Genomic DNA, 21,069 nt, shown 5'->3' with positions numbered 1-21,069 from the left:
GCTGCAGAAGACTATTCGCCCTTGGGCTTATGCGCTTCCCACCAACTGTTGACAGAGGCAGCGGGCGGTGTTTCCGGTTTGGAAGGTTGATAACCAGGATTTACAGCGGAAGGTGCGATCGCCGCAGGACCCGGGGCTTCTACCCTGGGAATTTCAACGTCTCCACATCGCTTGGCGGCAAAAGCCCCCTGAAGCTGAGCTCGCCTTTCCACTGACGTCCTCTTTGCTTCATTCCGTTCGATCACATTTCCGATCCCAAAGTCACCCAAAAAGCTGGCAATGGACATGCCGCTGAACTTTGCTTGCTGCTCGACCTGCCTATCAAAGGCATCCACCTTGGATAGTTCAATTCGGATCTGCTCACAAGAATAGTTCAACGTCTCGTAGCCAGTTAACGGCTGCAACCGGCCATAGCGTTTGGTGGCACAGCCGCTGACAGATATCACCAGCACTGCGCCAGCAATAGCGAGCACTTTCCACTTCATGTTTTCCCCCTGGTTGATTTGCTCTTACGCCACATCACTCTGACGAGCCGTGCTTTTTCGTTTTGAGTTCCGGTTTCGACTGGGCGAACGCAGCACTTGTTTTTTCAAGAGCCACCTTCGCGTCTTCAGGACTGTTCCGGTAGTTGTTCAGCAGCATCGCCTCGCGACTTGTCAACTGCACCCCTTCTCCTGATGCGCCCATGCCGGTGAGAAGCCAGAGCGGTTGAGTACCGAATAGCAGATTCAATTTAACGAGCAGTTCGACCTCTACTGGCCGCGTTCCCGCCTCGTACCGGATGAGCGTGGTTCGCCCGATGCCGAGCAGCTCAGCGAAGTCCTTCTGGCTTCTATCGCCCCGGATCAACCTAAGCCTTTCGCCGGTGTCGCGCCGGCTGTCGTTCTCTGAGTTTCCGTCAGTCATTTTGTTCCCACTCGGGTATTGACAAGTGTTCCCGAACGGGAACATCATTACTTCCACTGGCAGCGCCTACAGCAGCCAACCAATGGAACAAGGATCAAAGGATACACGCGATGAGCGAACCCGCCCCCAGCCTGGATCTTCACCTCAAGGTCCGCACCGCCTTCGTTGGCAAGGGCACCAGTCTCCGCGGCTGGTGCATGGAGAACGGCGTCCCCCCGCAGAACGCCCGGGACGTCCTCATCGGGCGTTGGAACGGCCCGAAGGGTCAGGCCCTGCGGCGCCGGCTGCTGAAGGCCGCAGGCCTGAGCGCCTCAGCATGAGCACCGCCGGCCGCCCCCTGGACGAAGTCCCGACCCGCGAACTGGAGCTGTTGCTTGCCTCGGCCCGTGACCAGTACGCCACCGCTGTGAACAACTGGCAGTGCGCCGTCGAATCAGACGAGCCGCTGGCCAACACCCTGCCGCTGGCTGGTGCCGTCGACGCAGCCGACCGCCGCGCCGTCCGGATCCTGACGGAGCTGGCACGCCGTCAACAGGGTGCTGCGGCATGAGCGAGCAGAGCATCTTCACCCGCCTGCTGTTCACCCTGGCCGGGCACAGCCGCACCGGTCTGCGCCTGAAGCCGATCGCCGACGGCATCGGCGAATCCCCCAGCACCACGCTGCGCAACCTGCAGCGCCTGGCCGAAGACGGCCTGGTCGAACGCTCCCCCTTCGACCAGGAAAACTGGCGCCTGGCCCCCCGAATTGTCCAGATCGCCTTGGCCCATCAAGCCGAGGTGGCTCGTGAAGAGCGCCAGCTGGACGACTTCAAGAACCGCTACAGCCGTAGCCCCAACTGATGACGAGGATCGAAATGGCAGAGAAGCAACTCAACAAGCGCGGCGCCAAGCCGCTCGCCCAGGCCGAGCCAGTTGTCCAGGATCTGGACGCGGAAAAGCTGGCCGAGCGCAGCCAGGAGCTGGTTACCCTCGGTGAGCACCAGAGCGAGGTGGTGGATCAGTTCGGTGACGGCCTGCCGTGGCACCCGGACCACTACGAGAACGCCATTCGCGGCGAACTGCGCCGGGGCTGCGAAGCCTTCCTGCGCGCCGGCCGCTACCTGGTGGTTGCCCGCGAATGCGCAACGCATGGCGATTGGCAGGGAATGCTTGAACGCCTGAGCATCGAGCCCCGGCAAGCCCAGCGCATGATGGAGGCCGCTCGTCGCGTCTCCATGCTCCCAAATGCGTCGCATGCGACGCATTTGGTGGCTGCCACCAAGACCCAGAGTCGGCTGATCGAACTTCTTTCATTGCCGGAGGAGCAGTTCACCGAGCTCGCGGAACAAGGTGAGACCGGCGGGCTCTCTCTCGATGACGTCGAGACGATGTCCCGTGCCGAACTCCGCGCCGCCATCCGCGACGCCCGCGCCGACCTTGAGGCCAAGGATCAGCGCATCACCAAGTTGAGCGACGATCTCAACAAGGCGGAGGAGAAGACGGCAAAAGCGCAGAAGAAGTGGAAGAAGGCCACTCCGGACGAGCAGTCGCAGGAACTGCTGACCCAACTGGAGCTCGCAACCTCCCAGGTCCGTCTAGCCATCGCCACCGGCAGTGAAGAAGCCGGCTTCAGCGGGGCGGTGATCGCGCTCATGCAGCACGCCGAGCAGCACGACCTCAATGTTGATGAACAGGTGGCCGGGATCATCGCCAGCCTGATCAACGACCTGCGCCTTGTCCGCGACCACCAGGAGGTGGGCGTCACGGTGATTCATGACCGCCGCCTGGCCGACTGGAAGCGGGAGGGCTGACATGGCCCTCAGCGCCAGCTTGATCGAGCAGGCCGCCGCTGACCTGCTCTGCGCCGAGCACGGCCAGAAACGCGCCATTGCCGAGCGATACGCCGCCGAATGGGGCTGCAGCGTACAGACGCTGTACCGACAGGTCTCGAAGCTGACCTGTTCGCTGAAGCCGCGCAAGCGCCGCAGCGATCGGGGCAACTCCGACTGGACCCAGCAGGAACTGGAACTGATTTCCGCTGTGTTGCTGGAGTCGCGTCGCGGCACCGGCAAACGCCTGGCCAGCATCGGCGAGGCCATCGACATGCTGCGCGCCAATGGCATGGTGCGCGGCGAGACTGTGGATGCCGGTACCGGCGAGATCCGACTGCTGAGCGAGAGCTCGGCAGCCAAGGCCTTGCGCACCAACCGCTTGCACCCTGATCAGCTGTCGGCACCCGCACCGAAGGTACAGCTGGCCAGCGAACATCCCAACCAGGTGTGGCAGGCCGATCCCAGCCTGTGCGTGCTGTATTACCTCAAGCGCCAGGACGGCCTGCATGCGATGCCGGCAAGCGAGTTCTACAAGAACAAGCCCAAGAACCTGGCGCGCGTCGAGAACGAGCGCGTCTGGCGCTACGTGTTCACCGACCACACCAGCGGCGCCTTCTACGTGGAATACGTGCTGGGCGCCGAGAGCGGCGAGAACCTGTGCCGCACCTTCATCAACGCCATGCAGTACCGCGGTGCGGCTGATCCGTTCTGTGGCGCACCGACGATGGTGATGGTGGACCCGGGCAGCGCCAATACGGGTGCGATGTTCAAGAACCTGTGCGCGGCCCTGGGTATTCGCATCTGGATCAATCAGCCGGGCCAGCCGTGGGCAAAGGGCCAAGTCGAAAAGACCAACGACCTGATCGAACGCAAGTTCGAGCACCGCCTTCGCTTCGACAACGTGCAGAGCTTGGAGCAGCTCAACGCATCGGCGTGGCGTTGGATGCGCAACTTCAATACCACCGCTCAACACACCCGGCACAAGTCCTCGCGCTACCAGGCGTGGATGACGATCAAGCCCGATCAGCTGCGCCTGGTACCGGCGACCGAGGACTGCATGAAGCTGGCCACCCGCGCACCGGAACTGCGCAAGGTCAACCCGCTGCTGCGGATCAGCTTCCTGGGCAGAACCTACGACGTGTCGGGCGTGCCGGGCGTGATCGTGGGCCAGAAGCTCACGGTCGCCCGCAATGCCTTCGGTAGCGAGTTCGGTGCGCAGGCGCTGTTTACCGACGATGCTGGCCGCGACACCTGGTACACGATGGAGCCGCTGGAAGCAGACGCATACGGGTTCACCGGTGCGGTGGCGGTCGGCACATACCACGCGCACGCCGACACCCCGGCGGACACAAACCGCAAGCGGGTCGAGCGCCTGGCGATGGATGCCGAGACCGACGAGCAAGCCAAGGCGCAGCGCAAGGCCAAGGCAATGCCGTTCGGTGGCCGTATCGACCCCTACAAGTCGGTGCAGCAGGCGCCGGAGATCCAGCACCTACCGCGCCGGGGTCATCGCGTCGACGTCGCGGTCCCCGATGTGGTCGAGGCCCCTCGCTTCACGGTCGATTCGGTCACGCCCATCCGCGCCGAGCTGCCGCCGCTGAACCATGTGGAAGCGGCCATGCGTCTGAAGCCTCTGCTGGAGGCTGCGGGTTCGGCCTGGACGGCTGACCACTATGCCCGCACCGCCCAGCGCTGGCCTGAAGGTTTGCCGGTGGATCAGGTCGAATCCTGGGCACAGGCCTTGGCGACGCCTGAGCGTGGCGGCCTGCGCCTTGTGGAAGGAGGTGCTGCATGACGCTGCGTCTGAAGCGCCTGCTCACCGAGGCTGGCATCAAGCAGGGAGACCTGGCCAGTGCTGCAGGTCTGAGCCGTCCGGCCCTCAATGCCTTGATCAACCACGGCCAGTTGCCCACCAGCTGCGATCCGGCAGCGGTGCGCGCTGCCATCAGTTCCTGCCTGACCCAGCACGGCGTAACCGACGCCCACTGGCATGAAAAGGAGGGGCCGACGTGCGGGGTCACGCCAGCCCCGGTTTCCCCACCGCAAGACACCGATAACGACAACGACATTCACGACGAGGAAGATCCCATGCTACTGCGTTTTCAGGCTTTGACTCCACAGGCCAAGCGTCACTTCGGCCTCACCAGCAATCCTTTCGCCGATCCGGCCAGCGCCGAAGAGGTGTTCCTGTCGCCGGACATTCGCTATGTCCGCGAGAGCATGTACCAGGTAGCCCGCCACGGCGGCTTTGCTGCGGTGATCGGCGAGAGCGGTGCTGGCAAGAGCACGCTGCGCGAAGATCTGGTCGATCGCATCCAGCGCGAGGAACAGGCCGTCATCGTGATCCAACCCTACGTGCTGGCCAGCGAAGGCAGCGATGCCGTGGGCAAGACCCTGCGCAGCCACCATATCGCCGAGGCGATCATGGCCGCTGTCGCCCCGCTGGCCAAGCCGAAGAGCAGCCCCGAATCCCGCTTCCGCCAGCTGCACGAATCCCTGCGTGACAGTTCCCGCTCGGGCCACAGCCATGTGCTGGTGATCGAGGAGGCTCACAGCCTGCCGCTGCCAACCCTGAAGCACCTCAAGCGCTTCCGCGAGCTGAAGGACGGCCTGCGCCCGCTGCTGTCGGTGATCCTGATCGGCCAGCCCGAGCTGGGCGTGAAGCTCTCCGAACACAACCCGGAGGTGCGCGAAGTCGTGCAGCGCATCGAAATCATCACGCTTCCGCCACTGGATAACGAGCTGGGAGCGTACCTTTCGCACCGCTTCAAGCGTGCCCAGGTGCCTCTGGACAAGGTCGTGGAACAGGGGGCCATCGATGCCCTGCGCGCCAAGCTGGTCCCTTCGCGCGGCGCAGGGTCGCTGCTGTACCCGCTGGCCGTCCAGAACGCGCTGACCGCGGCGATGAACCGCGCCGCTGACCTGGGCGTGCCAACCGTCACCGCTGATGTCGTGCGGGGGGTGTGAGATGGCGATCCGAACTGAGGGCTGGCCGGTGGCAGAAGCGATGGTGAGGGCACCGCAGGGCGACCAGTGGCCGTTCGCTACCGAGGCCATCCTGATCCCCTTCGATGTTCAGGATAAGCCCGAGCCGATCAACCTGGACATCCTGCAGGTGGTGATCGTGCCCCGCGCCAGCTGGGAACGGATCATCGCCCATGTCCCAGCCGACGTGCTTCAGCGCGAAGGGGTGGCGAATGGCTGACCGCGCCGCCACCGACGGGCTGCCGTACCTGCGCAGCTTCGCGCATCAGCTGCTGCGCGAAGCGGAACTCCCCGATCGCCAGGTGACGGTGATGCACCGGGATCTGTTCCGCCGAGCGCACATCGACTGGCGGGACGGCCAGAACATGGCCTCGCTCCTGGACAGCCTCAACCTGCAGCAGCTGCGTGCGCTGGTCGACCAGCTGCGCGACGGCGACGACGACGAGGAGGAGTGATGGCCGTTCCGACGCTCAAACGCTGCCACGGGCAGGTGCGCAACCGGAAGAGCCACAGCGCCCACCCCAAGCGCCATCGGCCCGTAGGGATGGTGGCGAGCAAGCCGCCCTTCCTGGAGGACTCAGCGGTGGCCACGCTGTACATCCTGGACATGCAGACCGGCGGCGAGTACGGGATCGATCTTCTGCCCAGCTATGGCATTCAGGTCACGTCTTCCAGCACCAGCAAGCGCTGGTACCTGGATGCGGACGCAATCGTCGACCTGGCCGTCGCCGCCGGCATTGATCGGAGGGCCGACTGACATGCAGCTGGCCCTGCTACCGCAAGAGCTGTCCCCACAGACGGTGCTTTTGCAGCTGCAGGGCCGTCGCGGCGCCGTCAACGGCATCACCGCCCGCGACCTGGTGCAGCAGATCACTTCACGTACCAGCACCGCCGACGAGCGCCGCCTGCGCCAGATCATCGAGCAGCTGCGGCGCGAGGGACACCCGATCTGCGCCCACCCGGCTCACGGCTACCACCTGGCCGCCAGTGCGGCCGAACTGGATCGCGCCTGCACCTTCCTGGTCGGGCGCGCCATGACCTCCCTGGAGCAGGTCAGCGCGATGAAGCGCGTTGCGCTCCCGGATCTGTACGGACAACTCGGGCTGGACAAGCCCGCTACCGACGAGGAATCCAACCATGAACCATGAACGCAATTCCGACGTGCTGTATGCCGCCGCCAACACGGCACGCGAGCTGGAGAACAGCGGCATCGAGATCCTGGGCCTGCACAGCAATGGCCGTCGCGCGGTGCTGATTCTGGACCGCCCTCCCACGATGGTGGGTGGCCACCTCAAGCGCCGCCAGCCCAACGGCAGCGGCGGGCAGGACCGCGTGATGGCCGCTGAGTACCAGGGCGTGCAGCTGGAGTGGACCCAGCGTCCTCCGATGCTGCGGGAGGTGGCTCATGGCTGAGCGCGGCCAGTTCCTGGTGGTCCCTGCTGAGTGGGTGGGTGGCGACACCTTCACCGACTCGGACAAGGCGATCGAAGACGCCCAGGCCCGCAGCAAGGTCGACGGCAAGCACCGCGCGGTGGTTTGCGTGGTCGCTCGCACTACGCCCAGCCCTGCACCGGTCATCGTGCTGACGCGTACGGAAGCCGGCATCACGCAGCCGCAGGTTGTTCAGCCATGAGCGCCGTCCCCAGCCCCGCGCTGCAGCATGCTATCGCCCTGTCGCTGGGCGGCAGCGTGGTCCGGTCTGACGACCTGATCGACCGGGTGATGGAGCACGGCTTCCAGTATCGCGGCTACGTGTCCAACGCGGTCGCCAAGGCGGTGCGATGCGGAATGATCCTGCGCGTTGGCGAAGGGCCGGCCCGCAACTACCGCCTCAACCCCGACTGGAAGATCGACCCGACGGCGTTGGCCGCCGCGCAGGCACAGCGCGTGCGTGGTACCCGGCCAGGGACGACAGGGACGCAGAAGGCCCAATCTGCTGCTGGCGGCTACAAAGGCCCCGCTTTCGACAAAGGCCCCCTGACGCCGTCCATCGGCACCGTATGCCAGTCCCAGGAGGATCTGGAAGGTGAGTTGCCGCCTTACCTCGGTGGCCGCCTGGTCGATTCGCTGCACAACCACTTCGATCGCATCTTCGGCGGGGTGGAGTGATGGCACGTACAGGCCGTCAGCGCTACGACCACTTGCGCGCGATGCGCTTTGCACTGTGGGCCCGTACACAGAACCCGCGCCAGCTCACCCCACAGCGCATTTCCGGCCTGCTCGGCATCTCGCTGGATGCCGCCCGCCGCTGGCGCGCCGACTGGTTCACCGCCAACAGCCCTATCCATGTCGAAGGCGTCCCGGACGTCCTTCGGCCCACTCAACCGTTTGTCACCCCCGCCGCCCAAGGAGGCGCCCAATGACCCCATCCATTCCCGAAGGCTACCGCGAGGACCGTAATGGTCGGTTGGTGCCCGAGGCACAGATCAAACCGATCGATCTGACGCGTGACCAGCTGGTGCAGGAGAAGATCCAGCGCGCCCTGGAGCTGCGCGAAGCCCTGCGCACCTTCAAAGCGGATACGTTCACCGATATCGGCGCGTTCGTGCAGCTCAGCGGCGAGCAGTACGGCGCCAAGATCGGCGGCGACAAGGGCAACGTCAGCCTGTATTCCTACGATGGCCGCTTCAAGATCCTGCGCGCCTGCCAGGACACCATCCAGTTCGATGAGCGCCTGCAGGCTGCCAAGGCCCTCATCGATGAGTGCCTGAACGACTGGACCGAAGGCTCACGCGCCGAGCTGCGCACCCTGGTCAACAGCGCCTTCAAGGTGGGCCAGGACGGCAGCATCAAGACGGCAGAGGTGCTGTCACTGCGCCGGCTGCAGTTCGATGACGCCCGCTGGCAGCGGGCAATGACCGCGATCAGTGATGCGGTGACGGTGGTGGGCAGCAAGACCTACGTGCGCTTCTACGAGCGCGATGCACGGGGTCAGTACCAGCCGATTTCCCTCGATGTGGCGGGGGTCTGACATGCCCAAGATCCGAGACACCTGCACCTTCCGCTTCGACGGCGTTCGCGGTGCACTGAATGCCAACACCCTGGTGCTGGCAGTGGCGATCGCCGACCAGGCTGCGCGTGCGAACGTGGAGATCCATGCTCCGTCCATTGAGCTGGACGGCGTGCGCGGCTACGACTCGACTTGCGGCTCTGTAAGCGGGCCAGTTCGCGGCAGCGTCCAACTGGCCTTGCAGTACATCGAGGCCCGAGGCGACGGGTTTCCCTGGCGACTGAAGCGCCACATTTCGCAGCCGACCCTGCTGTTCTTCGAGGAGCGTACCGACGTTGAGGTGGCCACCTCCGGCCCGCGCAACGCGTGCGTCAACTGCGACATGCCCACCGGCTTGGCGGAATCGCCGATGTGCGGTCCGTGCGCCCAGCGGGCGGTAGGTGCGATGGCGTCTACCACGGCTGACGCGATCCGGCGCATGGACGGGCTCGACTTCGTGTGTGGCCTGCGCGACCCGCAGACGAAGCGGAACGTGGCCACGGCCATTGCTCGCCAGGTTGGGCATGGCATGGCCGAGAAGTGCGAAGCCCAAGCCGAAGCGGCCCTCAACGCCATTCTCGAGCTGCTGCTCCACCCGCCGGTGCTGGTCTTGCAGCGCAGTGGCCCAATCAACCTCCTGGGGGTGCACTCGTGATCGCGTACTGCTGGGCCAATGGCCAGATCGGGTTCGGCACGAGTGTGCCGGACGGTGCGATTTTCATCGCAGAAGGAAGCGGCGCACAGCTGCGCAAGGTGATCAGCGTCGCAGCCAGGCACGGAAAGGGACTGCTGCAGGGGATGCTGCTTGTACCGGGCGTGCCAGAGGCGCAGACGCAGCGGGAAAAGGGTGACGCACTGGGCCTCTGGTTGGCGTGGTGTTCCCAGCATCCGCGCCGCCTGCGTTGGGGTGCAATGAGCGCCGCCAACGGTGGCACCAACTCAGAGGAGAACCGCCATGTTCGTGCGTAACCTGGTGCTGTTCCGCTTCCCAACCAGCACCGACTTCTCCGAAGTGGAGACGGTGCTGCCGTATGGCGTGCTGGAGCCGGTCGGCCCTCTGGAAATGAACTCTCGCGGCTTCATTTCCCCCTTCGGCCGCGAGGAGCAGGAGCACCTGTCCTGCCGGCAGGGCGACTTCCTTTGGCTGACCGTGGGCGGCGAGGACAAGATCCTGCCCGGCGCGGTGGTCAACCGTGCGCTGGAGAGTCGTCTTCAGGTCATGGAACAGGAACAGGGGCGTCGACCGGGTGGCCGTGAGCGCAAGCGCATGAAGGACGACGTCCTGCACGAGCTACTGCCCAAGGCCTTCGTCAAGAACAGCCGCCACGACGCTATTCTGGACCTTGCCAACGGCTATGTGGCCGTGGACACCTCCAGCCGCAAGGTGGCTGAGGCCTTCGTGTCCGATATTCGCGGCCTGCTCGGCAGCTTCCCGGCGATGCCGCTGAATGCCGAAGTCGCGCCGCGCTCGGTCCTGACCGGGTGGATCGCTGGCGAGCCTCTGCCGGAAGGCCTGTCCCTTGGCGAGTCCGCCGAGTTGCGTGATCCGGTCGAGGGTGGCGCCAAGGTGCGCTGCAGCGACCAGGAACTGCGCAGCGACGAGATCGACAAGCACCTGGATGCCGGCAAGCAGGTCACCAAGCTGGCCCTGGTGCTGGAGGACGCGCTGTCCTTCGAGCTGGGCGATGACCTGGTGTTGCGCAAGCTGAAGTTCCTGGACGGCGCGCTCTCCCAACTGGAGCAGGCCGATGCCGACGGCCGCCGCGCCGAGTTCGACGCCCGCTTTGCCCTGCAGAGCGGCGAGATCCGTCGCCTGTTCCTGATGCTGGAACAAGCCTTCCAGCTCTCTGGCCGGGAGGGTTGATCGATGACCCGTGATCAAGCTTTGCGGAAGATCCAGGCATGTCTCCGCCTGGCGGCCTCATCCAATGCCACCGAGGCGGCGACGGCACTGCGCCAGGCTCGGGCGCTGATGGACCGCTATGGCCTCACCGAGTCGGACGCGGCCACCAGTGAAATCGGCGATACCGAGGCCGCAACCGGCTTTCGTGGTGGTGATCTGCCCCAGTCGTTGATTGCCCTGGCCGCCTTGGTTGCCGATGGCTATAGGTGCCGCGTGATCGGCAATCGCCAGCGTGGGATGTCCTTCAAGGAAGAGCAGTTCATCTGGCAGGGCCGTACCACGCTCCGCTTCTTCGGTGCTGGTGCCGATCCTCAGATCGCCGCATATGCCTTCACCGTGCTGCGCCGCCAGTTGCAGCGCGACAAGGCCCGTCACGTTGCACGCGTTCGTAAGTTGGCGAATCGCCAGCGCCGCGCAGAAGAGTTTGCACTCGGCTGGGTGGCTGCGATCTACCGACTGTTCCCGCGTGCAGAGCTGCCGGAAGGGCGCCGTGAGTCTATCGACGCAGCGGTGAGCCTTCGTTGCGGCGAAGTTGAGGTCAGCACCGGCAAGCAAATCAAAGGTGGGCGGTCCAAAGCCGACGATTACGCCAGCGGCTATGACGCAGGGCGGCAGGCCAAGCTCAACCAAGGCCTGGAGGAAGGTCAGAAGAAGCTGGAGACGACCGGTGGCTACTGAACGAAGGGCTCCCCTTACCAAGAAGTCCCAGATCGCCGACGTCCTGACGGCTGGCGGCCGCATCGTGGCCGGATCCCGAGCCGGCCTGCTGCGGCTTCTGGATCAGTCCGGCCTGGAGGTTCCGGCGTGGCAGATCGCCCTCCGAGCCGCCCAGGCCGCAAGGAGCAAGGCATGACCCGCGCTCGCAAGGCCGGCGACGGCCGTAACCGGGTACTGGCCGCGATCCACGCCGGTGCCAAGAAGCTCAGCCTCTGCGAGGACGTCTACCGTGACCTGGTCGAGCGTGTATCCAGGGAGCATGGCGTTGCCCAGCGCAGCGCCGGCAAGTGCGATCGCCGGCAGCTCGATGCGATCGCCAATGAGTTGCGCCGCCTGGGTGGCATCCCCGCCAAGGCAGCGTATGCGGCCAAGCGCTGGGCCGGTCGTCCCAAGGGCGACCTGTCCCCGCAGCTGTCCAAGATCGAGGCGCTGCTGGCCGATTCGGGGCGCGAGTGGGAATATGCACATTCGGTGGCCCGCCACATGTTCAAGGTAGGACGCCTGGAATGGTGCAACCCGGATCAGCTGTCCAAAGTGATTGCCGCTCTTCAGATCGACGCCAATCGCCGTGCCCGGCGGGAGGCTCCTTCGGCATGAGGTCGATGGAGGCCCGCCGTAACGCGCTGTTGGACAATGCTGCTGAGGCGGCGGCCAAAGCTGCGCGGAAGTTCGGCCTCGATGACGATGCAGCCGAGCATATCGGAGCGGTAGTGGCCGATATGTTGGCCGAGAACTGGGGTGGCCAAACGATCTACTTTCCTCAGGATGCAGCCTTTAAGCTCACCCCTCGCGAGCGTGAGATACTCGAGGCCCAACGAACGGGCACAACGATCCCTGCCCTGGCGAAGCAGTACAGGATGTCCGAACAGGGCATTCGCAAATTGCTGGCTAGAGCCATCCTTCGGGATCGGAACCTGAACCAGATGAACCTGTTCCTCAACTCCCCTTGATTGCACCTTCCGAGAGAAGCTATGCCCAGACCGCCCAAAATGGCCACGTTGCCACCTGAAATTCTGGCCGAGGCACACGAAAGGTTGCGGAAGAACGGGTATTCCCAGTCTGTCGAGCTTTCCAAATGGCTGGCCGACCTCGGATTCTCGATCAGCAAGACGGCTATCAATGACTACTCCCAGCAACTTCGTACGCTTGATGCTGAGGGTGGGGGTGTCATCGCCACGATGATGCAGCGCCGCCGACAATCCGGGGCTTTGAACAGCAGCAAGATCGGTCTACTGGTCGAACTTGGCCAGCTGAGGGTCCGTGAGCATCAGATCCTCGCCGAGCTCGCGGCCTTGGAACGAGCAGGCGACTGATTGCACCAGGCGCAATCAGTCGCCGACGTAAGCGAGCGGTAGTCCCGCTTTGTCCGGGATAGTCCCGCATTTATCACGCCAGCGGCCCCCATATATCCCACCCCTGCACACACTGGACGTGGCCGGTCGCCTGCAGTCGGAAGGGGGCGAGGCCCGCGATCGGCGCGGCTACGATGATGTATTCGCGCTGGACCTGACCACGGCGTATTCGGGGCGCGACCGGGTGGAGCGCTACCGCGGCTCCAACCCGGCCGACGTGGTCAAGGATCTGGTCGGTGTGTTCAGTGGCGATGCGCGCAACAGCGGCGCGCTGGACATCAACATCCGTGGCATCCAGGGGCCGGGGCGGGTGCCGGTCAGCATCGACGGTGGCGAACAGGCGCTCACGGTCTGGCGCGGCTACAACGGCGTCAGCAACCGCAACTACATCGATCCCAACCTGATTGGTGGCATCCAGGTCATCAAGGGGCCAGGGCTGGAGCGCGATGTGCACAGCGGGATCGGCGGTGCGCTGGTGATCAAGACCATCGACGTTGACGACATTGTTGCTGCCGGCGAGCGCTTCGGCGGGGAGCTGAAGATCGAAGGCAGCAGCAATGCGGTGGCACCGCGCCTGCCGCGCCTGCACACCGGCGAGGATTACCGCACTGTGCCGGGGTTCCCGCAGGGCTCGCCGAACTCACCCTATGACGACCGCACCCTGGTGGTGCCGGTGAAGTCGCGCAGTGGCAACAACCCCTTCGATGGCGAAGACCAGGCCTGGCGGTTGGCACTGGGCGTACGCGGCGACAACGTCGACCTGATGGCTGCCTACGCCTGGCGCAAGCGCGGCAACTACTTCTCCGGCAGCAAGGGGGGCGCGTACTACGACCAGGACCGGCGCGAGCAGTACGAGTACCAGGGCATCGACTACATCACCACGCTGGCACGTTACTTCAAACCGGGCGATGAAGTGCCCAATACCTCAAGCGAACAGGAGTCCTGGCTGGTCAAGGGCAGCTGGCAGATCAACGACGACCAGCAGCTGAAGGCCACCTGGCGGCGCACGCTGTCGCACTACGGCGAGATCATGCCGTCGCGCATCCTGTCCGCGCCCGACTACGGGCGCATCCAGTGGCCGCTCAGCCGGGTTGCGTCCGATGCCTGGAACCTGGAATACCGCTTCCAGCCGGCCGGCAGCCGCTGGCTGGACCTCTACGCCAACCTGTGGCGCACGGAGACGGACAGCGATACCTACAGTGCTGGCGGCTTCCCGAACTTCGCAGTGGGTAATCCGGCATGGAACCCGGACGCCAGCCCGATCCTGCGCAACACCGCGCTGGCCAACGCGCGCAACGACCGCACCGGCCTGATCCTGAGCAACCGCTTCGCCCTGCATTCGACCCTGGACCTGACCGTGGGCGGCAACTGGCAGTACGAGAAGCTCGGCTCGAGCGATCCGTACTTCGGTACCACCGATGGCTGGCGCATGTTCCCGCGTGCCGGGCGCCGGCAGGAGGGCGAGGGTTACCTCACCCTGGAGTGGCGGCCGGTCGACTTCCTTACCCTCAATGCAGGCGTGCGCTACAGCCGCTACTGGGCCTTCGACGATTTCCTCGAGGCGCACCCCGAGCTGCTGACCAAGGGCGTAGGTGGCAAGGAAGCGCAGTACACCGTGAACGAGTTGCCGCCCCGTCCCGCCAATCTGCAGGCCCGCATCGACGCGTTGGAAGCACGCCGCGCCGTATGGGAAAAGCGCGGCATGGGCTGGTTCATCGATGACAGCATCCGTGCGTTGCTGGCGCCGTACGAGACGCCGCGTCCGGTCAGGTACACGCGGCCCTGGCTGCCCGATGCCGATGGCAACTACACCCGCGCCGGCAATCCCTGCCTCAATGGCGAAGTGGCGGCCATTCCCGGCGTGCAGCCGGTGTTTGCCGGCAGCGACCAGGTCTGCAACATCGGCAACAGCGTACAGTCGCAGCCGGTCGATGCACGCAACAGCCGCCGCCGCGACCATGCCTGGCTGCCGACCTTCTCGGCCACTGCACACCTGTCCCCGGCCGCCCGTGCCTACGTGCGTTACAGCGAAGCGGTGCGCTTCCCGAGCATGTTCGAAAGCACCATCGCCTTCTCCGGCAGCCTCAATCCGCTGCATGCGCTCAAGCCCGAGCACGCCTACAACTACGAAGTGGGCTACGTGCACAACCTGTCGGCCCTGTTCGGCAACACCGCCGATGCCGACGTCAAGCTGGCGTACTACGTGCACAAGACCCGTGACGTGATCGAGCGCGATGGCAACTTCCTGTTCGACAACATCGACAAGCAGACCATCCGTGGCATCGAACTGCAGGCCCGCTTCGACAACCGGCGCTTCTTCACCGATCTGGGCATCACCCGCACGCTGGAAAACGAGGTGTGTGACGAGAGCACGGCGGTGCTCCTGGATGCGAACCGCGGCCTGGTCCCGAACTGCGTGCAGGATGGTTTCGTCGGTGGCTACCTGCTGACCCAGGCCATTCCCAAGCTGTCGATCAACTGGTCGCTGGGCACGCGCCTGTTCGATGAGCGCCTGGAGCTTGGCAGCCGCATCGTGCACTACCAGCGCCACGAGAACCCTGATCTGCAGGCCTACCGTGACCGCCTGCTGAGCGGTGGCAGCGGCCTGCTCTGGCAGAACGTGCCGTTCACCTGGGGAAACATCACCACCGTCGATGCCTATGCGCGCTGGCGCTTCAACGAGCATGCCAGCGTCGAACTGGTCGGCAGCAACCTCGGCAACCGCTACTACGTCGATCCAGCCACGCGGTCCACGCTGCCGGCCCCGGGTCGCACCCTGAAGCTCGGCGTCACCGCACGCTTCTGATCTCCCACCTTCAAGCGTTGTACCCGTAGTTCCCTCAACCAAGGAGCAATACCATGAAAATGATCTCCCGTTCGGTTCTCGCCGTTGCCGCCTCGCTGGCTCTGGTCGGTGCCGCGCATGCTGCCGATATCGTTGGTGCCGCCAGTGCCAAGACCGATGCCGAGCTGTATGTGGCGGTTGGCGAATCGCAGGTCAATGGCGGCCCGCACCGCGCTGGCAAGGCCGGTATCGGTGTCGGCACCGTGTCCCAGGCCAAGCCGGTGGACTTCCAGGGCCTGAGCGCCTACTCGGCACCCACCACCGTCAATGGCGTGACGGTACGTACCCTGGCCATGCCGATCACCGGCGCACCGGGCAGCCACGCTGGCATGGGCCACTTCAACTTCGTCAAGGTCGGCAGTGGCGATGTCTGGTTCGGTGAATGGTCCAAGGATGGCGCCGCCGGTGGCTTCAACAACCGCCAGGTCTACTTCGTTGGTGACCGCGCCGGCACCACGCTGCCTGCTGGCGTGGCGTCCTACACCGTTGCTGGCCTGAACAAGTTCAACGGCAGCAACCTGCTGAGCGGCACCTTCGACGCCGACTTCGGCGCCGGCACCCTGGATGGTGCGCTCTCGGGCAACGGCCTGAACCTGGCCATCGTTGCCAACATCAACAGTGCCGACGCATCGTTCGCGGGTTCGGCCACCGCCAACGGCAGCGTTGCCGGCACCACCCAGGGGCAGTTCTTCGGCGCCAACGCGGCCGCCCTGGCCGGTATCGCCACCTTCAGCGGCAACAGCCAGTACGACACCGCCTTCGGCGGCAGCAAGAACTGATTGCCACGCCCCTGACGGGGCAGGGCAGGGACAAGCCGCGATCCGCCAGTCCCTGCTTCGGCCCGCTGCACGCACCACCACGGATCGACCATGCGCCATCCCATCTTCCTTGTCGTACTGCTGCTGGCGGCCGCCGACGTGCGCGCCCAGCAGGACGATCTTCGCCGCGTGCTCGAACAGGACACCGACCTGCGCCACCAGCAGCAGGACCAGCAGCGCCTGCAGCAGGCCGAGTCGGAGCGACCGACCATCACCATCGACGGCCAGACCCTGCGCGTGGAGCGCACGGTCGATGATCTGGGCCAGGCGCTGTACCTGTCGCTGCAGCATCAGCAATGGGGCGCCGCGCAACGCTTCCTGGATGAATACATCGAACTGCCTGGCCACGACCCGTTGCTGCGCCACTATGCGCAGGGCGGCCTGGCGCGGGTGGCCGGCAATCACCATCGCGCGGCCAACGAGTACGAGGCGCTGCTGGAGGCACAGCCGGATTTCCTGCCGGCCCGCCTTGAACTTGCGCGCGTCTACGCCGAAGACCAGCGCGATCGCGATGCGGTGGCGTTGTTCACGGCGATCGCGGATGGCATCAGTGCCGATGACCCCGCCACCGCAGGTGTACGCGGACGGGTGGACGCCTATCTGGCTGCGCTGCAGGCGCGCCAGCGCTGGAAAGGCGCGCTGTCCGCCGGCCCGGCATGGAGCGACAACATCAACCGCAGTTCGGCCAGCCGCACCTGCCTGTTCGGGGTAGGCGACACCTGCATCATCCAGCGCAATCTTCCCGATGCCCAGCGCGCCATGGGCCTGGACTACGACGGTAACCTCGAACGTCGCTGGGCCTTGAAGGGCCACCATGGCGTGTACGTGCGTGGCCTCGCATTCGGCCAGGCATGGCGTGGGCACAGCGCCTACAACGAGCTCAATGCCAACGTGCAGGCGGGTTACAGCTGGCGTAGCGCACGGCATACCCTGCAGATCGCCCCCAGCTATGACTATCAGGGCCTCGGCAACCGGGCCCTGCAGGGCGGCAGCGGGCTGCATGGCGAATGGCAATATGCGCTGGACGCGCGCAGCCTGCTCAAGCTGGAGGCCGACTGGAAGCGCCAGCGCTATCGCCAGCGTGGCCTGGCCAGCAATTACGACGGTGAGCTGGCCGCGGTGTATGCCACCTGGTTCCGTGCGCTCAACCCGCGCTGGACCCTCTTTGCCGGGCTGGACCTGAGTGACAGCAGCGCCGCGAACCCAGCCAACGGCTACCGCCAGCGCGGCGTGCGGCTGGGTGCGGCGCGGCAATGGAGTGGCACCACCGCCACCGTATTCGTCTCGTTGCGCGAGCGCGACTACGACGCGTGGAGTCCGTTGCTGGAGGCGCGCCGGCAGGACGACGAACAGAACCTGATCGCCATCGTGCGCAGCGAGCGCCTGGCCGTGGCCGGGCTGGTGCCCAGCCTGAGCCTGCGCTACGCCCGCATCGACAGCAACGTCGGCTGGCTGTACAGCCATGACCGCAGCCTGCTCAGCCTGAAGTGGGAGCGGGCCTTCTGAACACGCCGCTGCAATGCCGCGGTGAACGGGCCGTGGCCGCGATCTTCATCCATCATCACGCGCTCTTGTAGCCCGGTTCGCGCATCCTGCGGGCGTTGCGGCAGAGCTGGGCCGCGTGTATCGAGGAGCGCCGGTCGTGCTGGAAGCGGGCAACAAACCAGAGGGCCTGAAAGGGCTGCGTGTACTGGTGGCAGAGGATGAATTCGCCATCGCAATGTTCCTGGTCGACTATCTGGAGCTGAAAGGCGCACAGGTAGTGGGGCCGGCCGGTGACCTGCAGGCGCTGGGGCAGCTGGTCGATACCCATCCCATCGATGTGGCATTGCTGGACATCAATCTGGGCGGTGAGCAGGTCTATCCGCTGGCCGATCGGCTGGCCGAGGCCGGTACGCCCTTTCTGCTGACCTCCGGTTACGACGACAACCTGCCCAGCCGCTTCGCCAGCGCGCCGCGCTGCACCAAGCCTTATCACATCGAAACCCTGGTGCAGCAGCTGGCCGGGCTGGTGGCGGCGCCGCAGGTCTCTGCGGGCATCGCCTGATTGCGCGGCATGTCGCGCCGTCCTGAAGGCATCCACGCCGCCAAGCTGCGTGGCTCGATGCCGCCTGCGTCGCGCCTGCATGCGCGCCACGATGGCATGGCCGCGCGTATCGCCCGCCACGACTGGTCGTCCACGCCATTGGGTGCGTGTGAGCAGTGGCCGCCCCACCTGCGCGCCACCGTCGACCTGATGCTGGCCCATGGCTTCCCGATGATCGTGCTGTGGGGCGAGCAGCTGGTGCAGCTCTACAACGATGGTTATGCCGAGATCCTGGCCGACAAGCATCCCGGCGGGCTCGGCCAGCCGACCCGCGAGTGCTGGCCCGAGGTGTGGCACATCAACGGGCCGCTCTATACCCGGGTTTGGCAGGGCGAGACGCTCACCTTCGAAGACAAGCTGTACCCGCTGGTCCGGCGCGGCCGGCTGGAAGACATCTGGTTCACGATCACCTACAGCCCGATCCGCGGCGAGGAAGGGCGGATCAACGGCGTGCTGGTGACCATGTTCGAAACCACCGCCGCGCATCTGGCGCTGGCCGCGCGCGAGCGCGAGGAACTACGGCGGCGCGAGAGCGAGCGGCGCCTGGAGCTGGCCTTCAGGATGCTGCCGGTCGGCCTGTGCATTGTTGATCTGCAGGGCCGCATGCTGCTGTCCAACGATCAGATGCGCGCCTATCTGCCCACCGGCAAGGTGCCTTCCAGAGACGCCGACAACCAGCATCGCTGGCACGGCTGCCATCCCGATGGCACCCCCATTGCACCGGACGACTTCGCCATCGCTCGCGCAATGCGCGGCGAGACCGTGGTGCCGGGGCTGGAGTTCCAGTACCTGCATGATGATGGCCGCGCGCGCTGGACCCGGGTCGCTGCCGCGCCCCTGCGCGATGGCGACGGTGAGGTCAGCGGGGTATTTGCCATCGCGGTGGACATCGACGACCTCAAGCGTGCCACTGAGCGTCAATCGGTATTGCTGGCCGAACTGCAGCACCGGGTGCGCAACATCATGTCGACCATCCATGCCATTGCCTGGCGGACCCGCGAGTCGGTCAGCAGTGTGGATGAATACGCTGAACGGTTGTGCGGGCGACTGATGTCGCTGGCACGCACGCAGAGCCTGCTGACCCGTGGTGCCAATGCCGGCGTCTGCCTGCGTGGCATGCTCGACGAGGAGATCGCTGCGCAGACGCCTGCAGCGGCCGCCTACCGCCTGCAGGGCGAGGACGTGCTGCTGCCACCGAAAGCAGCCGAAGTACTGTCCCTGGCGATCCACGAATTAGCGACCAACGCGCTGAGGCATGGCGCGCTCACCCATGAGGATGGCCGGATCGAGGTCACCTGGGATCTGCAGGTTCAGGCCGGCCAGCCATGGCTGGGCCTGCACTGGTGCGAGCGTCATGCCGAGGTGGAGGACTGGGAGCTGCCCCGCCAGCGCGGCCTGGGCCGGGCGCTGATCGAGCAGCGCGTGCCGTACGAGCTGGCTGGCAGCGGGGAGCTGCGCTTTGGCCCACAAGGCCTGGATGCCTGGATCCGCTTCCCGCTGCGGGAGCGCGACAGCCTGCTGCAGACCGATGCGCCGGGCGCGGCGGCGGAGGGTTCCGTCAGGTAATGGTCCATTTATCCCCAATTGGGCCAAATTGGGCATAATGGCCTCAACTATCCCCGTCTGGAGCCGTGCCATGACCCTGCCGCTGGATCTGCCAGGCCTCGAAAAGGCCCCGGCCTCGTCGGTGAAGACCCGTGGCTGGCCGAGCCTGATGCGCACCGTGCGCGAGAAGCAGGCGCTGGTCATCACCAACCATAATCATCCCGAAGCGGTGATCGTGGATATCCGCACGTATCAGGAGCTGCTGGCCAAGGCCGCCGGCGGTGACGCCGGTGAGCGCAGTGAAGAACTGCTGCGCCTGCGCGGTGTGTTCGACCAGACCCTGGCCAGCCTGCAGCGCGGTGAGGGGCTGGGCAAGGTGCTGGGCCAGCCGATCCGCCGTGGCCGCAAGGTCACCCTCGGCCGTCCGCTCTGAACGATGGGGCGGATCCTGGTGCTGGCCGGCGTCAATGGCGCCGGCAAAAGTTCGCTGCTGGGTACCTGGCTGGAAGCCGAAGGACTGAGCTGGTTCAACCCCGATTCGTTCACCCGCCGCCTGGTCGAGGCTGGCTGGCCGCTGCCCGAAGCCAATGCCGAGGCCTGGCAGGAAGGGACCCGTCGCCTGCGCCAGGCCATGGCCGATGGCACGGACTTCGCCTTCGAAACCACGTTGGGTGGCAACACCATTCCGCGCCTGCTGCGCGAGGCCTGCGAGCACCATCACGTCGCGATCTGGTTCTGTGGCCTGGCCACGGTGGAGCTGCATATCGCCCGCGTTGCGGCGCGGGTGGCTGCCGGCGGCCATGACATCCCGGTGGAGAAGATCCATGCGCGCTTCGATTCGGCGCGCGAGAATCTGCTGGAACTGCTGCCTCACCTGGCCGAACTGCATGTCTACGACAACAGCGCGCCCGCCGATGCCGAAGGCTGCGTCGAACCGCTGCCGGTGCTGGCGATGGCACATGGCCAGCTGCAGTACCCGGTCTCGGTGGCCGAACTGCTGCACACGCCGGACTGGGCCAAACCCATCGTAATGCGCGCGATGGAGTTGAACGCTGCGCGCGATTGAGGGCGCATGCGTTGTAGAGCCGAGCCCACGCTCGGCTGATCCCCCG

Annotated in this window: 30 protein-coding genes and 1 pseudogene; 29 read left to right on the top strand and 2 right to left on the bottom strand. The window is 65.5% G+C overall.

Annotated elements, in window-relative coordinates; all coding sequences use genetic code 11:
• Positions 1-11 precede the first annotated feature (11 nt).
• Both ACZLIB_RS12805 and ACZLIB_RS12800 read right to left on the bottom strand, forming a co-directional pair.
• Entirely contained in the window at positions 12-485 is a 474-nt protein-coding gene (locus ACZLIB_RS12805) for a hypothetical protein (RefSeq protein ID WP_231298636.1), read from the bottom strand.
• A 34-nt stretch (positions 486-519) separates the two neighbouring features.
• Entirely contained in the window at positions 520-906 is a 387-nt protein-coding gene (locus ACZLIB_RS12800) for a helix-turn-helix domain-containing protein (protein ID WP_064968338.1), read from the bottom strand.
• Positions 907-1,016: 110 nt separating this feature from the next.
• On the opposite strand from ACZLIB_RS12800, the gene ACZLIB_RS12795 reads away from it, so the two are divergent.
• The 29 genes and pseudogenes from ACZLIB_RS12795 (at position 1,017) to ACZLIB_RS12655 (ending at position 21,023) form a co-directional block, all read left to right on the top strand.
• Positions 1,017-1,226 carry a hypothetical protein gene (locus ACZLIB_RS12795; protein ID WP_024957605.1) on the top strand — a complete coding sequence of 70 codons (210 nt, stop codon included), beginning with the start codon at positions 1,017-1,019 and terminating at the stop codon, positions 1,224-1,226.
• Positions 1,223-1,456, top strand: a complete 234-nt coding sequence (locus ACZLIB_RS12790) for a hypothetical protein (RefSeq protein ID WP_057503387.1) — start codon at positions 1,223-1,225, stop codon at positions 1,454-1,456. Before ACZLIB_RS12795 ends, ACZLIB_RS12790 begins: the two co-directional genes overlap by 4 nt.
• Positions 1,453-1,746, top strand: a complete 294-nt coding sequence (locus ACZLIB_RS12785) for a helix-turn-helix domain-containing protein (RefSeq protein ID WP_057503388.1) — start codon at positions 1,453-1,455, stop codon at positions 1,744-1,746. Before ACZLIB_RS12790 ends, ACZLIB_RS12785 begins: the two co-directional genes overlap by 4 nt.
• Before the next feature lie 14 nt (positions 1,747-1,760).
• Positions 1,761-2,696, top strand: a complete 936-nt coding sequence (locus ACZLIB_RS12780) for a hypothetical protein (RefSeq protein WP_057503389.1) — start codon at positions 1,761-1,763, stop codon at positions 2,694-2,696.
• Between the two features lies 1 nt (position 2,697).
• Complete coding sequence (locus ACZLIB_RS12775; protein WP_057503390.1) at positions 2,698-4,512, top strand: DDE-type integrase/transposase/recombinase; 1,815 nt, start codon at positions 2,698-2,700, stop codon at positions 4,510-4,512.
• The gene (locus tag ACZLIB_RS12770) at positions 4,509-5,684 is read left to right on the top strand and encodes an AAA family ATPase (RefSeq protein ID WP_057503391.1); all 1,176 of its coding nucleotides are present in this window, start codon (positions 4,509-4,511) and stop codon (positions 5,682-5,684) included. Before ACZLIB_RS12775 ends, ACZLIB_RS12770 begins: the two co-directional genes overlap by 4 nt.
• A gap of 1 nt (position 5,685) precedes the next feature.
• The gene (locus ACZLIB_RS12765) at positions 5,686-5,922 is read left to right on the top strand and encodes a hypothetical protein (protein WP_057503392.1); all 237 of its coding nucleotides are present in this window, start codon (positions 5,686-5,688) and stop codon (positions 5,920-5,922) included.
• A complete protein-coding gene (locus tag ACZLIB_RS12760; RefSeq protein WP_057503393.1) occupies positions 5,915-6,157 on the top strand; it encodes a hypothetical protein in 243 nt (80 codons plus the stop codon). The genes ACZLIB_RS12765 and ACZLIB_RS12760 overlap by 8 nt, the downstream gene beginning before the upstream one ends.
• Positions 6,157-6,459 carry a hypothetical protein gene (locus ACZLIB_RS12755; RefSeq protein WP_057503394.1) on the top strand — a complete coding sequence of 101 codons (303 nt, stop codon included), beginning with the start codon at positions 6,157-6,159 and terminating at the stop codon, positions 6,457-6,459. The genes ACZLIB_RS12760 and ACZLIB_RS12755 overlap by 1 nt, the downstream gene beginning before the upstream one ends.
• 1 nt (position 6,460) lies before the next feature.
• Complete coding sequence (locus ACZLIB_RS12750; protein WP_024957596.1) at positions 6,461-6,850, top strand: hypothetical protein; 390 nt, start codon at positions 6,461-6,463, stop codon at positions 6,848-6,850.
• Positions 6,840-7,115: a hypothetical protein gene (locus tag ACZLIB_RS12745; RefSeq protein WP_040006676.1), complete on the top strand. Its 276-nt coding sequence runs from the start codon at positions 6,840-6,842 to the stop codon at positions 7,113-7,115. The genes ACZLIB_RS12750 and ACZLIB_RS12745 overlap by 11 nt, the downstream gene beginning before the upstream one ends.
• Entirely contained in the window at positions 7,108-7,335 is a 228-nt protein-coding gene (locus tag ACZLIB_RS12740; RefSeq protein WP_008265784.1) for a hypothetical protein, read from the top strand. The genes ACZLIB_RS12745 and ACZLIB_RS12740 overlap by 8 nt, the downstream gene beginning before the upstream one ends.
• Complete coding sequence (locus ACZLIB_RS12735) at positions 7,332-7,811, top strand: hypothetical protein (RefSeq protein WP_057503395.1); 480 nt, start codon at positions 7,332-7,334, stop codon at positions 7,809-7,811. Before ACZLIB_RS12740 ends, ACZLIB_RS12735 begins: the two co-directional genes overlap by 4 nt.
• Positions 7,811-8,065, top strand: coding sequence for a hypothetical protein (locus ACZLIB_RS12730; protein WP_057503396.1), 255 nt, complete (start codon positions 7,811-7,813; stop codon positions 8,063-8,065). Before ACZLIB_RS12735 ends, ACZLIB_RS12730 begins: the two co-directional genes overlap by 1 nt.
• Entirely contained in the window at positions 8,062-8,673 is a 612-nt protein-coding gene (locus ACZLIB_RS12725) for a DUF3164 family protein (protein ID WP_057503397.1), read from the top strand. Before ACZLIB_RS12730 ends, ACZLIB_RS12725 begins: the two co-directional genes overlap by 4 nt.
• A 1-nt stretch (position 8,674) precedes the next feature.
• A complete protein-coding gene (locus ACZLIB_RS12720) occupies positions 8,675-9,346 on the top strand; it encodes a hypothetical protein (protein ID WP_057503398.1) in 672 nt (223 codons plus the stop codon).
• Positions 9,343-9,660: a hypothetical protein gene (locus ACZLIB_RS12715; protein WP_064968336.1), complete on the top strand. Its 318-nt coding sequence runs from the start codon at positions 9,343-9,345 to the stop codon at positions 9,658-9,660. The genes ACZLIB_RS12720 and ACZLIB_RS12715 overlap by 4 nt, the downstream gene beginning before the upstream one ends.
• Positions 9,647-10,555 (top strand): recombination-associated protein RdgC, encoded by a 909-nt coding sequence (locus ACZLIB_RS12710; RefSeq protein ID WP_057503399.1) that lies wholly within the window; start codon positions 9,647-9,649, stop codon positions 10,553-10,555. The genes ACZLIB_RS12715 and ACZLIB_RS12710 overlap by 14 nt, the downstream gene beginning before the upstream one ends.
• Before the next feature lie 3 nt (positions 10,556-10,558).
• Complete coding sequence (locus tag ACZLIB_RS12705) at positions 10,559-11,272, top strand: DUF2786 domain-containing protein (protein WP_082587862.1); 714 nt, start codon at positions 10,559-10,561, stop codon at positions 11,270-11,272.
• 171 nt (positions 11,273-11,443) lie between these two features.
• Positions 11,444-11,908 carry a regulatory protein GemA gene (locus tag ACZLIB_RS12700; RefSeq protein ID WP_057503402.1) on the top strand — a complete coding sequence of 155 codons (465 nt, stop codon included), beginning with the start codon at positions 11,444-11,446 and terminating at the stop codon, positions 11,906-11,908.
• A gap of 5 nt (positions 11,909-11,913) precedes the next feature.
• Positions 11,914-12,261 (top strand): Mor transcription activator family protein, encoded by a 348-nt coding sequence (locus tag ACZLIB_RS12695; protein WP_057503403.1) that lies wholly within the window; start codon positions 11,914-11,916, stop codon positions 12,259-12,261.
• A 39-nt stretch (positions 12,262-12,300) separates the two neighbouring features.
• Positions 12,301-12,624 (top strand): phage protein Gp27 family protein, encoded by a 324-nt coding sequence (locus ACZLIB_RS12690; RefSeq protein WP_057503404.1) that lies wholly within the window; start codon positions 12,301-12,303, stop codon positions 12,622-12,624.
• Positions 12,625-12,733: 109 nt separating this feature from the next.
• Positions 12,734-15,469: pseudogene (locus ACZLIB_RS12685) on the top strand (TonB-dependent receptor domain-containing protein); the annotation flags it as partial.
• A 53-nt stretch (positions 15,470-15,522) separates the two neighbouring features.
• Positions 15,523-16,287: a Slam-dependent surface lipoprotein gene (locus ACZLIB_RS12680; protein ID WP_032129432.1), complete on the top strand. Its 765-nt coding sequence runs from the start codon at positions 15,523-15,525 to the stop codon at positions 16,285-16,287.
• 90 nt (positions 16,288-16,377) lie between these two features.
• On the top strand, positions 16,378-17,832 hold the full coding sequence (locus tag ACZLIB_RS12675; protein WP_478467793.1) for a surface lipoprotein assembly modifier: 1,455 nt from the start codon (positions 16,378-16,380) through the stop codon (positions 17,830-17,832).
• 136 nt (positions 17,833-17,968) lie between these two features.
• A complete protein-coding gene (locus tag ACZLIB_RS12670; RefSeq protein ID WP_019337750.1) occupies positions 17,969-18,373 on the top strand; it encodes a response regulator in 405 nt (134 codons plus the stop codon).
• Between the two features lie 9 nt (positions 18,374-18,382).
• Positions 18,383-19,978 (top strand): sensor histidine kinase, encoded by a 1,596-nt coding sequence (locus ACZLIB_RS12665; RefSeq protein WP_478467791.1) that lies wholly within the window; start codon positions 18,383-18,385, stop codon positions 19,976-19,978.
• Positions 19,979-20,048: 70 nt separating this feature from the next.
• On the top strand, positions 20,049-20,390 hold the full coding sequence (locus ACZLIB_RS12660) for a type II toxin-antitoxin system prevent-host-death family antitoxin (protein ID WP_049399752.1): 342 nt from the start codon (positions 20,049-20,051) through the stop codon (positions 20,388-20,390).
• 3 nt (positions 20,391-20,393) lie between these two features.
• Positions 20,394-21,023, top strand: a complete 630-nt coding sequence (locus ACZLIB_RS12655) for an ATPase (RefSeq protein WP_478467790.1) — start codon at positions 20,394-20,396, stop codon at positions 21,021-21,023.
• Positions 21,024-21,069: the final 46 nt, after the last annotated feature.

The organism is Stenotrophomonas sp. 220_Sma, from assembly GCF_056487375.1.
The sequence above is the reverse complement of the archived record's forward strand: the minus strand, read 5'-3'. Positions and strand labels throughout refer to the sequence as shown.

Bases quoted from the DNA above. Each gene is read 5' to 3' on its own strand.
- ACZLIB_RS12805 (WP_231298636.1), bottom strand. From the start codon at position 485: ATGAAGTGGAAAGTGCTCGCTATTGCTGGCGCAGTGCTGGTGATATCT.
- ACZLIB_RS12800 (WP_064968338.1), bottom strand. From the start codon at position 906: ATGACTGACGGAAACTCAGAGAACGACAGCCGGCGCGACACCGGCGAA.
- ACZLIB_RS12795 (WP_024957605.1), top strand. From the start codon at position 1,017: ATGAGCGAACCCGCCCCCAGCCTGGATCTTCACCTCAAGGTCCGCACC.
- ACZLIB_RS12790 (WP_057503387.1), top strand. From the start codon at position 1,223: ATGAGCACCGCCGGCCGCCCCCTGGACGAAGTCCCGACCCGCGAACTG.
- ACZLIB_RS12785 (WP_057503388.1), top strand. From the start codon at position 1,453: ATGAGCGAGCAGAGCATCTTCACCCGCCTGCTGTTCACCCTGGCCGGG.
- ACZLIB_RS12780 (WP_057503389.1), top strand. From the start codon at position 1,761: ATGGCAGAGAAGCAACTCAACAAGCGCGGCGCCAAGCCGCTCGCCCAG.
- ACZLIB_RS12775 (WP_057503390.1), top strand. From the start codon at position 2,698: ATGGCCCTCAGCGCCAGCTTGATCGAGCAGGCCGCCGCTGACCTGCTC.
- ACZLIB_RS12770 (WP_057503391.1), top strand. From the start codon at position 4,509: ATGACGCTGCGTCTGAAGCGCCTGCTCACCGAGGCTGGCATCAAGCAG.
- ACZLIB_RS12765 (WP_057503392.1), top strand. From the start codon at position 5,686: ATGGCGATCCGAACTGAGGGCTGGCCGGTGGCAGAAGCGATGGTGAGG.
- ACZLIB_RS12760 (WP_057503393.1), top strand. From the start codon at position 5,915: ATGGCTGACCGCGCCGCCACCGACGGGCTGCCGTACCTGCGCAGCTTC.
- ACZLIB_RS12755 (WP_057503394.1), top strand. From the start codon at position 6,157: ATGGCCGTTCCGACGCTCAAACGCTGCCACGGGCAGGTGCGCAACCGG.
- ACZLIB_RS12750 (WP_024957596.1), top strand. From the start codon at position 6,461: ATGCAGCTGGCCCTGCTACCGCAAGAGCTGTCCCCACAGACGGTGCTT.
- ACZLIB_RS12745 (WP_040006676.1), top strand. From the start codon at position 6,840: ATGAACCATGAACGCAATTCCGACGTGCTGTATGCCGCCGCCAACACG.
- ACZLIB_RS12740 (WP_008265784.1), top strand. From the start codon at position 7,108: ATGGCTGAGCGCGGCCAGTTCCTGGTGGTCCCTGCTGAGTGGGTGGGT.
- ACZLIB_RS12735 (WP_057503395.1), top strand. From the start codon at position 7,332: ATGAGCGCCGTCCCCAGCCCCGCGCTGCAGCATGCTATCGCCCTGTCG.
- ACZLIB_RS12730 (WP_057503396.1), top strand. From the start codon at position 7,811: ATGGCACGTACAGGCCGTCAGCGCTACGACCACTTGCGCGCGATGCGC.
- ACZLIB_RS12725 (WP_057503397.1), top strand. From the start codon at position 8,062: ATGACCCCATCCATTCCCGAAGGCTACCGCGAGGACCGTAATGGTCGG.
- ACZLIB_RS12720 (WP_057503398.1), top strand. From the start codon at position 8,675: ATGCCCAAGATCCGAGACACCTGCACCTTCCGCTTCGACGGCGTTCGC.
- ACZLIB_RS12710 (WP_057503399.1), top strand. From the start codon at position 9,647: ATGTTCGTGCGTAACCTGGTGCTGTTCCGCTTCCCAACCAGCACCGAC.
- ACZLIB_RS12705 (WP_082587862.1), top strand. From the start codon at position 10,559: ATGACCCGTGATCAAGCTTTGCGGAAGATCCAGGCATGTCTCCGCCTG.
- ACZLIB_RS12700 (WP_057503402.1), top strand. From the start codon at position 11,444: ATGACCCGCGCTCGCAAGGCCGGCGACGGCCGTAACCGGGTACTGGCC.
- ACZLIB_RS12695 (WP_057503403.1), top strand. From the start codon at position 11,914: ATGGAGGCCCGCCGTAACGCGCTGTTGGACAATGCTGCTGAGGCGGCG.
- ACZLIB_RS12690 (WP_057503404.1), top strand. From the start codon at position 12,301: ATGGCCACGTTGCCACCTGAAATTCTGGCCGAGGCACACGAAAGGTTG.
- ACZLIB_RS12680 (WP_032129432.1), top strand. From the start codon at position 15,523: ATGAAAATGATCTCCCGTTCGGTTCTCGCCGTTGCCGCCTCGCTGGCT.
- ACZLIB_RS12675 (WP_478467793.1), top strand. From the start codon at position 16,378: ATGCGCCATCCCATCTTCCTTGTCGTACTGCTGCTGGCGGCCGCCGAC.
- ACZLIB_RS12665 (WP_478467791.1), top strand. From the start codon at position 18,383: ATGTCGCGCCGTCCTGAAGGCATCCACGCCGCCAAGCTGCGTGGCTCG.
- ACZLIB_RS12660 (WP_049399752.1), top strand. From the start codon at position 20,049: ATGACCCTGCCGCTGGATCTGCCAGGCCTCGAAAAGGCCCCGGCCTCG.
- ACZLIB_RS12655 (WP_478467790.1), top strand. From the start codon at position 20,394: ATGGGGCGGATCCTGGTGCTGGCCGGCGTCAATGGCGCCGGCAAAAGT.